This is a genomic window from Achromobacter sp. RTa (assembly GCF_000757485.1).
Taxonomy (GTDB): domain Bacteria; phylum Pseudomonadota; class Gammaproteobacteria; order Burkholderiales; family Burkholderiaceae_B; genus Achromobacter.
Genome location: NZ_JPYO01000007.1, coordinates 136178 through 147220, shown reverse-complemented (window position 1 = coordinate 147220; position 11043 = coordinate 136178). Strand labels below are relative to the sequence as shown.

General features: G+C 64.9%; 4 protein-coding genes. All 4 read left to right on the top strand.

Features of this window, described 5'->3' with window-relative positions; genetic code table 11:
• On the top strand, window positions 1-4968 hold a 4968-nt coding region (locus JL37_RS04415; RefSeq protein ID WP_043542301.1), incomplete at its 5' end, for a hypothetical protein.
• Window positions 4969-4973: 5 nt separating this feature from the next.
• Entirely contained in the window at window positions 4974-9488 is a 4515-nt protein-coding gene (locus JL37_RS04410; protein WP_052096851.1) for a hemagglutinin repeat-containing protein, read from the top strand.
• A gap of 13 nt (window positions 9489-9501) precedes the next feature.
• Window positions 9502-9864, top strand: a complete 363-nt coding sequence (gene cdiI / locus JL37_RS04405) for a ribonuclease toxin immunity protein CdiI (protein WP_043542325.1) — start codon at window positions 9502-9504, stop codon at window positions 9862-9864.
• 509 nt (window positions 9865-10373) lie between these two features.
• Window positions 10374-10811, top strand: coding sequence for a hypothetical protein (locus JL37_RS30340; protein WP_156124216.1), 438 nt, complete (start codon window positions 10374-10376; stop codon window positions 10809-10811).
• Window positions 10812-11043 lie beyond the last annotated feature (232 nt).

Below are 11043 nucleotides of genomic sequence, written 5' to 3'. Positions count from 1 at the left end.
GGGCCCGCCGCGGGCGGCGGTTCCGACGCAGGCGGCTCGGGCTCGGAAGCGGCGGGCGCGGGCGGCTTCGGATCGAACGGCGGGGCCTCGAACGCATCCGGCGGCCAGGTAACGGCCGCGGGCGCGATCGTGCTGCGGGCCGGCCGCGACATGACGCTGCCCGGGCGGATCACCGCCGCGGGCGCGCTGCAGGCGCGGGCCGGGGCGGATCTGGCCGCGGGCGCAAGCGCCCAGTTGCAGTCCGGCGCGGCCACGGCCCTGCGCGCGGGCGCGGATCTGAGCCTGGGCGGCCTGGTCGGCGCGCGCGGCGATGTGTCGCTGATGGCGGGGCGCGATTCGCTGATGTCGGGCAAGGGCGCGGGCTCCGGCCGCGTCGCCATGGCTGCTGGGCGCGACCTGCGCTTGGATGCCCAGGCGCAATGGGATGCCGAAGGCGCCATGGCGGCCAAGGCGGGCGGCAACATGGCGCTGGCCGGCACGGTGCGCGCCAACGCCGGCACGGATATCGCGGCGGATGGCGCGCTGGCCATCGACGGCGCGCTGTCGGCCGCATCCGGCGGCTTGAGCGCAACCGCGGGCGGCGACGTATCCGTGGGCGCGCAAGCGCAAGTGGCGGCGGCCGGCCCCATCGACCTGACGGCCGGCGGGGATCTGCGCAGCCTCGGCAAGCTCACCTCGCAGAAGGATCTGTCGCTGCGGGCGGCTCGAAACCTGGCGCTGGACGGCCAGGCGCTCGCCACCCGAGATCTGCGGCTGGATGCGGGCGAAGTCCTGGCGGCGTCGTCCGCCTCGCGCCTGCAGGCCGACGGCTCGGTCAAGGCAGACGCCAACCAGGCCTCGCTGGCCGGCGTGCTCATCGCCGGCCACACCGCGCAAGTCGCCACCCGCGGCAACCTGCGCGTGGACGGCACGCTGCTGGCCGATGCCGGCACCCTCAAGGCGATCAGTGGCGGCGACCTGACGCTGGGCAGCGCCAGCGTGTTGCAGTCCGGGCGTCAGCTGGGCGCGCGGGCCGGCGGAAAGTTGCTTGCGGACGGCACCATTTCAGGAGAAACCGACATCCTGCTGTCGGCCGGAACCGATGCCGAACTGAACGGCAAGACGGTCGCCAACGGCACCCTGCGCGCCGAAGCCGACGCGGACCTGTCCGTCGGCCGGGCGGGCCTGGCGCAAGGCAGCAGCAAGCTGTTCCTGGGCGCGGGCCGGGACGTGCGCGTCGCCGGCACGGCCGGCACCGCCGATACGGCGGACGCGGACGGCCTGCTGCAAGTGCAGGCGGCCAGAGACCTCTTCGTGACCGGCGTCGTCACGGCGGGCACGCCCGTCAGCCTGTCCGCGGCGGGTCACATGGGCATCGACGGCACGGTGGCCGCGCTGGCCGGCAACCTGGCCGCCGACGCCGGAGGTCAACTGCGCGTAGGCGCAACCGGCCGCATGCAGGCCTCGCGCGACCTGGCCGCGCAATCGGGCGGCGACCTGGACTCCGACGGCGTCATCGTCGCGGGCGGCGGCTTGACGCTGGCGGCGGCGGGCGACGCCCGTCTAGGCGGCACGGCCGCCGCGCTGGGCAACACGTCCGCCGGCAATGTGGAGCTGCGCGCGCGCGACCTGACCGTGACGCAAGGCGGGCAGGTGCAGGCCGCGGGAACGCTGACGGCGCAGGCCCTCCGGGACCTGACCGCCGCCGGCGCGCTGGCTTCGTTGCAAGACATGGCGCTGGGCGCGGCGCGCGATGCGCGCGTGGACGGCACGGCGGCCACCGACGCAAACCTCACGCTGACGGGTCGCAACGTGGCCGTGGGCGCGGCGGGGCTGGCGCAAGCTGCCGGCACGTTCACCGCGGGCGCGCAAGGCACGCTGCTGGCCCAGGGCCGCATGCTGGCGGGTGCCTCCCAGGCGCTGAATGCCGGCGACGGCATGGCCATAGACGGCACCGTGGCCGCCTTGCAGGGCGACCTGACGCTGGACACGCTGCGCGGCAATCTGGTGCTGGGCGCCGCATCCAGCCTGCAGGCGGGCGGAACGCTCGCCGCCACCGCGAGCGCCGCGCTGCAAGCCATGGGCTCGGCGGCCGCGGGGCAGGGCATGACGCTGCGCGCGGGCACGGACGCCACGCTGGGCGGCATTGCCGCCACCCAGGCGGGCAACCTCGTCGTCAACGCCAACCGCAACCTCACGGCCACGGCGGACGGCCGCCTCCAGGCCGCGGCGGCCCTCGACCTCCAGGCGGGCGCCGCCTTGCGGAACGCGGGCATCCTGTCCGCGGCGGGCGTCGCGAACTTGCGGGCGGGATCCACTCTGGACAACACGGGCTCGGTGCTGGCGGGCGGCGACCTGAACGCCGCAGCGCTCGGCGCGCTCGGCAACGCCGGCCGCTTTATCGCCGGCGTCGGCGATGACGGCACCCTCAGCCTGCCGGGCAGCGTCAAACTCACCGCGGCCCTCATTACGCACCCTGGCATCAGCGCGGCCGGCAAGGACTTGTCGCTTGCCGCCGCCGGCATGGACCTGTCCGGCGGCAACCTGTCCTCCGTCGGCAGGCTTGCGCTCGCCTCGCCGGGCGACATCGCCACGCGCAATGCTGTCGTACACGGCGGCGCCCTGGACATCGCCGCCGCCAGCCTGCGCAACCAGGGCGGCAAGCTCACCTCGGCCGGCGACTCCGCGCTGAAGCTGGGCGGTGAGCTCGACAACGCCGCAGGGCTGATCGCCGCCGCCCGCGGCCTGCGGATCGAAGCGGCGCGGGTCGGCAACGCCGCCGGCACGCTGGCGGGCGGAGACCTGACCGTCGCCGCGACCGGCGCGGTCGACAACCAGGGCGGCCTGATCCAGGCCGACGAATCCCTCGCCCTCAACGCTGCCGTCCTGGACAACAGCGCCACGCTGGCAGCCCCCGGAACGCCCGCGAAGGGCGTGCTGGGCAAGTTCGTCGCCATCATGGCCGACCGGGTGAACAACCAGGGCGGCTCCGTCGGCGCCGGCCAGGACCTGACCCTTACCACCGGGGAACTGGACAACACCGGCGGAGAAGTCGCCGCCCAGCGCAACGCCACGGTGCGGGCCGCTCTGCTGAAGAACGCCCAGGGCCTGCTGTTGGCGGGCGAACGCCTCGCCGTCAACATCGATGCCCTGCAAGGCCTGGGCACGCTGCAATCCGCGCAGGACCTGTCCTTCACCTACGCGGGCTCGCTCAGCCAGGCCGGCAACATCGCCGCCGGCCGCGACCTGACCCTGTCCGTGGGCGGCGCCATGGACAACAGCGCCAGCGTCAGCGCAGGGCGCGACCTGAGCGTCACGGCCGACTCGCTGAACAACCGCGCCACCGGCGAACTGCTGGCCGGCCGCAACAACACCATCAACGTCACCCGCGGGCTGACCAACGCCGGCCTGATCGACGGTGCCTCGACCAACATCAACGCGGGCGGCCTCGACAACTTCGGCCGCATCTACGGCGACGCCATCTCGATTCGCGCCGGGGAAATCGTGAACGGCTCGGGCGCCGGCGGCGGCGCCGTCATCGCGTCCCGCGGCGATCTGGACTTGGGCGTGGGCTCGCTCGCGAACCGCGAGCACGCGCTGATCTACGCCGGCGCCGACCTGCGCATCGGCGGCGCCCTGGACGCCAACCGCAAGGCCATCGGCCAGGCCGTGTCGCTGCTGAACGCTTCGGCCGCCATCGAGGCCGCGGGCAACGCCGCCATTTCGGCCGCCACGCTCCAGAACGTCAACACCAACTTCGTCAGCCAGGTCGTGCCCATGCAGACGGTTCCCAAGCTGTACGTGACGCCAGCGGGTTCGACGGATGTGTACGACATGGAGGCGAACTGGTTCTGCGACCAGGTCACGCCGATGTGCGGCAAGGAGCCCGCCTGGCTGGATGACGATCCAGAGCGACGGTTCTTGTTGCCTTCCAGCAAGTATCCCGCCTCGCGGTACGGGCCGCCGTTCGATTACGTGCCCAACAAAAAAGGCCGAGCGGGCAAAACCGCGCCGATTCCCGTCACGTACTCCCCCGAAATAATGGTGTGCACGGGAGGCGAGGGCGGCGCCGATTGCAAGACGCGCCCGGAGACGTTTTTTTACCCCTACGATTCCCGCATTTGGGCTGTCTTCGGCCTGACGCCGCCGCCTGGCCCCATGCCGGTCTGGACGCCGCCGCAACGCGAGTGTGTCGGCAGAGAGGCGTGTGCGGCCGAAGCCGCGCGCCGCCAGGCGTTCGAGGATGCCTATGCGGCGTACAAGGCGCTGCACATGGAGCTGGATGCGCGCATCCGCGCCTTCAACGCCGACTTCGACAGCCGCCTGGTCGGCACCTTCACCTACTACCAGGTCGAAGAGACCGTCACCGAAACCCGCACCGTCTCGTCCGACCCCGGCAAGATCCTCTCCGGCGGCGCCATGACGCTGGCCGGCACGGTCACCAACGACAAGAGCCAGATCGCCGCGGGCGGCGCGCTGAACGTAGCCGGCCCCGCCATCCACAATATCGGCGCCGGCGGCGAGCGCGTCGTGACGCGCGTGGGAACTGCTACCTACACCCAGGCGCGTTCACGCGACCGCAAGGAAACCTCCGTCCCGTACACCGCCACGCTCGCCGCGCAGGCCATCGAGCTTCCGGTGGGCACGTCCGGCGGCTATGCGTCCGTCTCGCTCAGCGGCGGCGCTCCCGGCGCCAGCGGCGGCAGCGCGCCCGGCCCTGTCCTCGTCGCAAGCATCGGCCTGCCCGGCGGTAGCGCGGTCCGCACCGTCTCCAACCCGGCCGCCATCCCGGACAGCCAGCTTTTCGCCGTCAACGGCCGGCCCGATGCGCCCTACATCGTCGCCACCGACCGCGTTTCGTCGGCAATCGCCCAAGCGTCTCCAGCGACTACCTGTTCGATCAGCTGCGCCATCCCGGCGCGCCCGTCGGAAATGCCGGCGCTTCCGGCTCCGTCAACGCCGGCCTGGGCAAGCAACCTGGCGGCCTGAACGCCGTGATCCCCGTCGGCGCAAGATTCCTCACGCCGGCCGGCCAGCCCAGGCGGCTGGGCGACGGTTTCTACGAACAGAAGCTCGTCGCCGACCAGATCCTGGCCACCTCCGGCCAGCGCTTCCTGGACGGCTACGCCGACAACGACAGCCAGTACAAGGCCCTGCTCGCGGCCGGCGCGCAGTTCGCGCGCAACAACGGCATCCAGCTTGGCCTCGCGCTGACCGAGGCGCAGCAGCGCCTGCTCGACACCGACCTGGTCTGGCTGGTGGAGCAGACCCTCACGCTGCCCGACGGCACCACCGAGACCGTGCTGGCGCCGCAGGTCTACCTGGTGGTGCGCGAAGGCGACCTGAAGGGCGACGGCGCCTTGGTGGCGGGGCGTAGCGTCAAGCTCGCCGCCGAAGGCGACATCGCCAACAGCGGAACCATCGGCGCGCGCGACGCCACCGTCATGTCCGCCGCCAACGTCGTCAACCAGGTGGGCGGCCTGATCCAGGGCGCCACCATCGACCTCGCCGCGCGCCAGGACCTGACCAACCTGGTGTCTTTGATCAAGGGCGGCAACGTCGCCCTGTCGGCCGGCCGCGACATCGCGCTGACCTCCACCTCGGCTTCCGAGAACCACGGCGCGACCTGGGGTTCGTACGTTTCCGGCGTATCCCGCGTGGATGCCGGCAGCCTCAGCATGCAGGCCGGATGCGACCTGACCCTGACCGCGGCGCAAGTCACCGTCAAGGACAATGCGCGCCTGCAGGCCGGCCGCGATATCACCCTGGCCACGCTTACCGAAAGCCATGGCGAATCCATCGTCCGCAACAAGAACAACCGGCATGACCTGAGCACCGGCACGGAAATCGGCTCGCAGATCGCGGCGGGCGGAAACCTCACGCTGATCGCCGGCCAGGACGTCAACGCGCGCGTCGCCGATGTCACGGCAGGCAAGCAGCTGGCGGTGGGCGCCGGGCGCGACATCAACCTGACCGCCGGCGTGGAAACGGGATCCGCCTACGACGAAACCCGCTACAAGAAGAAGGGGTTCCTATCGTCGAAGACGACGCACACCATTACTTCCAGCGATTGGGAACAGTCTCTCGCCACGACCTTCACCGGAGACACGGCCGTGCTGATGGCCGGACGCGACCTGACCGTGGCGGGCTCCAACGTCGGCGCCCAGCGCGACTTGGTGATGTCTGCCGACCGCGATGTCGGCATCCTCCCCGGCCAGAACGCCGAAGACAGCTATGACTACAAGATGGTCAAGAAGTCGGGATTCGGCGCGATGGGCGGGTTTAGCTACGGCAGCAGCAAGCAGACGGACTCGCTCGAAGGCAAGAAGGTCTTCCACAACGCCGCTACGGTCGGCAGCGTGGAAGGTGACGTGCTGATCAATGCCGGAAACGCCCTGAACATCATGGGCAGCAACGTCATCGCGCGCCAGGGCGACATTACGTTGATCGGCAAGGAAGTCAGTATTGGCGCGGCGCTGGATACCACGCAAGAGAAGGAGTTCCACGAGATCAAGCAGACTGGTGTGAGCATCAATGCAAGCACACCTATCGTTAGCGCCATGCAGACCGCGGGAAGGATGGGTGATGCCGCCGGCAAGACCGACAACAAGGTCATGCAGGGCTTGGCGCTGGCCACGACCGGCTTGGCGGCCATGAACGCCGCTGATGCAGTAGCCGCCGATCCCAAGAGCGCGGGCGGTGTAAGCGTGAACATCAACTTTGGCGTGAGCAAGAGCCAAAGCACCACGGATCGGTCCTCTTCCTCCGTTGCGGGCTCCACGGTCGCAGCGGGCAACGATCTCACCATCGTGGCCCGAGGCGCGGGGGCGGATTCGGACGTTACCGTAACGGGCTCGCGGCTCTCGGCGGGGAACAACGCCGTCATCAAGGCGGACGGCGACATCCTGCTGCAAGCTGCGCAAAGTACGTTCGAACAGCGTACGAAGAGCAAGAGTGCTAGCGCGAGCATAGGCATCGGCGTGACGGCCAGCTCTGAGAACGGCGTCGGCGTGATGCTCAATATCGGCGCTGGCGGCGCCCGCGGCCGCGCGGATGGCAAGGACACTGGTTGGACCTATACCGGCGTGACGGCGGGCAACGTGCTCGCGCTGCAGTCGGGCGGCGATACCTCCCTGGTCGGTGCGGTGGGTCAAGCCGACCAGATCATTGCATCGGTTGGAAGAGACCTGCGCATCGAGACCCTTCAAAACACGAGTACCTACGACTCCAAGCGGCAAAGCGCCGGAATACAGGCGAACATCTGCATTTACGGGTACTGCAAGAGCTCGGTGTCGGGCAACGTGTCGCAAGGGCGGATGAACAGCGACTTCAAGTCCGCCACGGAACAGGCGGGATTGAAGGCCGGCGACGGCGGCTTCCTGGTCGACGTGAACAGGAACACCGCATTGATCGGAGGGGTGATATCCAGCAGCGATCAGGCCGTGTCCGACGGTCTGAATCGCTTCGGCACGGGAACGCTCGTCGTCCAGGACCTGAAGAACACCGCGCGGTACAAGGCGGATCAAATTGCGTTGAGCGGTGGCTATAGCTGGGGCGGCAGCGGGGGCGCGGAGAGCAAGAGCGGTGACGTAGGCACGAATTCGAAGGGCCAGGCGGCGGGCGGGTCTGAGAAGGTTCCGGGCACCAGCCTGCCAACTAGCAGTAACGGCACGTCCGTCGGCATGCCCGCCATTGCCGCCGCCTCAGGCAATGCCAATTCAACCATCCATAGCGGCGTAAGCGGCGGCTCCATCGTCATTCGCGACGAGGCGGGCCAGTTGGCGATGACCGGCAAGACGGCCGCCGAGGCGATCGCGTCGCTGAACCGGGACACGTCGGATGCGCTGAATGCGCTGAAACCGATCTTCGACAAGGAGAAGATCGAGGCAGGGTTCGAGATCGCTTCGGAATTTCAGTTGCAAGCGGGCCAATTCTTGGCGAATCGGGCGAAAGAGGCGAAGGCGCTTGAGCAAGCACTGGAGAATGAACCCGAAGGTCCGCGCCGAGACCAATTGCAGCTGGCGTTCGAAGAGGCGAAGGTTTGGCAACCGGGCGGAGAGATGCGCCGGTGGCTGACGGCCATATCCGCTGCGATAACCGGCAATGTGACCGGCGCCATGGGCGACATGGTTCAAGCCGCCGCCATCAACTATCTGCAAGGACTGGCGGCATCGGAGGTTAAGCGCATCACCACGAACCTCGGAGATGGTGCCGAAGCCGAGGCAGCGCGAGCCGCCATGCATGCAATCGTGGGCTGCGCAGGCGCGGCGGGCAAAGGGGGGAGTTGTTCGGCCGGTGTTTTAGGCGCCGGTGCCGGTTCGGTAATCAATGCCTTGCTGAGCGCTGACCAAAAGAGTTTGAATCCGGAGGAGAAGGAGGCTCGTCGTAACCTCGTGGAGTCTCTGGTGGCGGGTATTGCGCTAGCTGCTGGCACTAGCGTCATGGATGCCACGTTTGCGGCTGTCAATGAGACGGAAAACAATTACCTCAAGCCAGATGAACTGAAGTCATACCTTGCCGCACTACAAGCGTGGAAAGATTGCGCCGGAGGGGACTGCGCGCTAGCCGAAAAGGAGGCGCGCAGGCTACAGGCTGTCAGTCAGGGGCGCAACTATGCTGCGGATGGCGCATGCCTCGATAATCCGGCGGCTTGCGCGGCGGTAGCGAAAATCCTGCAGGCTGATATCGCGGCCTTGGAGGTGCAAGCCCAAAGCCTTGATCCCACGGAAGCGGCCGCGGCCGCCAACAACCTGCAGCAAGCACGCAAGGCGTACTACTCGAATCTGGAATGGCGCGCATACGCTGCCCAGCAGGAACTCGAAGAAGCAGGCAAAGGCTCGTGGTTGGCCTCGATGTCGGGGCAGGAACTATATGAAAGCGGCTATCTGACGCAGCAAGAGGCCCGGGACCTGCAAGCGATGCGGCGCGAAACGCTGGCTGCGGCGTTTGTGCCGCCGGCACTAGCGCTGGGGCTGAAAGGGGGAGGATCGACTGCAGGGCAGAGAATACAATCGGTGGCGGAGGAGGCTAAGGCTTCGGCATTGAATGGTGCAAAAGCAACTGCCACTTTCCCGGAAGGGATGAGCTTCAATCCTAACATCAAGAACCATCTCAGCAGTTTTGACGGCCTGACGCAGAAGAGCGGGATTAGCGGTACTCATAACCTGGAAGCTTTCAATCAGGCTGCGGCTGCAAATGGTGTGAAGGTGCTTAGCGAGACACCGACCTCTGTCGCGGGTATTACTACCGTCAGATACCAAATTCCTGCATATGATCAAGCGGGAAATGTTGTTGGTTATAAAAATCAGGTATTTCCCAAGACTGTTTATGACCCCAAAGTGTTCACTGATCAAAAAATCCTTGACTTGGGGCAGCAGGCTGCAAGCAGCGGATATAAGGAGGCTTTGGCTAGAGGGCTGAGGCAGTATGACTCCACCGCCGGAGGTGTTGCTTTTAGGGTGTATTTAGATAAGACCACTGGGGCCGTGACCAATTTCCATCCTAAGTAAGGTGGTGTTTGCTATGAAAGAGTTGTTTGGTCAGCCATACGATGAGTTGGATCCTTATTGGGTTATTAAGGGCTACTTCGACAGGATGTATGCTGATGGCTACTTCTTAGAGGCGGTTGGTTACATAGTAAGGGGGTGGGGGTTCGGTACGGATGGTGCGTACTGCAATTTTCCAGATATGGGTAGCCCGTTTGGCGAGGAGCATTTTGAGGGGGTTGAGTTTGCTTATGGCGATTCCCCTAAGGATGGGGACACCGTTGTTGTGAGTGAGACGGTTTGTTTTGAATTCATTCGGCTCGCTTGTGAGAAGTATCTTCAGTGTCACCCCGAGGATATTGCGAAACTAAAAGAGATTTTGGATAAAATATCTTTCTAAACAAAATAATGAAAATAAGGTGTCAGACTACATTTTCACTCAGGCCGCGTTCTGTGGTTCGCGAGAAAATGTCGAGAAAATGTAGTCTGAGCTGACCCGGATTTCTCGGACAGTTTGGTTAAGGCACGAAAAATAAGGTGTCAGACTACATTTTTCTGTAGGCGGAGCTAAGCCGTTCGCGAAATGTAGTCTGACACCTTGTATCTTGGTCGGCGTGGTGATTAGCTATCACCACAGCGGATTCGAGCAGCTTGTTCTGACACCCAAAGCTTGGACTTTGTTTAACAGATTAAGCCTCGAATCCGCACCTCTGAGCCGGCTGGACACTGGACGGTAGCCTTGTATCCCTTTGAAGCCGGCTAACGTAAAGACGGTCTCAACCAGCCGGGGCGATATTAGCATCGGTACGTTTGGGGATGGTAGTACAGTTATAATGCGCCCTAGTCGGGATGGCCGTACAACGATTGAGTTTCAAAATCCAAATGGGCGTACGACGAGGGAAATTCGTTATGGATCAAAGTGATAGAAGTATCGATTTGGAAGGGAATTGCCTTGTCGATATAAAAAAACTCTTACTTGAAAGTGGAGATCTTGACGAAATCGAAGTGGGCAGGCGGTCGTGGAGTGTTTTTTGCATAGATGATAAGGCGATATTTGAAGACGATGCATTTCGATTAGAAAATGCATTCAAAACTCAGGGCGCGAGTTCATTCTGGGTGGCTCGCGTGAGTGACCTTCTTGCAAGGAAAAAAAAGGTAAGTGCATGTCGATTTGAAGCCAGTAAGGCTGGTATAGAGGAGTTTCAAGGGCCGTTTTATAGGGAGATAAATTTGGAAGATTGCTTGTTATTTAATCTTCCTATCACTTGTGTCGTGTTTCGTCCGGGATGTGTGGATGTGACAAAATTTGCAGGGAATTTTGGGTTTATAGGTGAGATGAGGAAATAAAATAAGGTGTGAGACTACATTTTCCTGATAGTCCGGCGGCTTGCGCGGCGGTGGCGAAAATCCTGCAGGCTGATATCGCAGCACTGGAGGTACAAGCCAAAAGCCTGGACCCCAAGGAGGCGGTGACGGCCGCCAACAACCTGCAGCAAGCACGCAAGGCGTACTACTCGAATCTGGGAAGAATAAGGTGTCAGACTACATTTCCCTGCCGGCGGGGCTAAGTCGTTCGCGA

What these genes read in the sequence shown, in the direction of transcription:
- cdiI (WP_043542325.1), top strand. Translation starts at nt 9,502, where the DNA reads ATGAAAGAGTTGTTTGGTCAGCCATACGATGAGTTGGATCCTTATTGG.
- JL37_RS30340 (WP_156124216.1), top strand. Translation starts at nt 10,374, where the DNA reads ATGGATCAAAGTGATAGAAGTATCGATTTGGAAGGGAATTGCCTTGTC.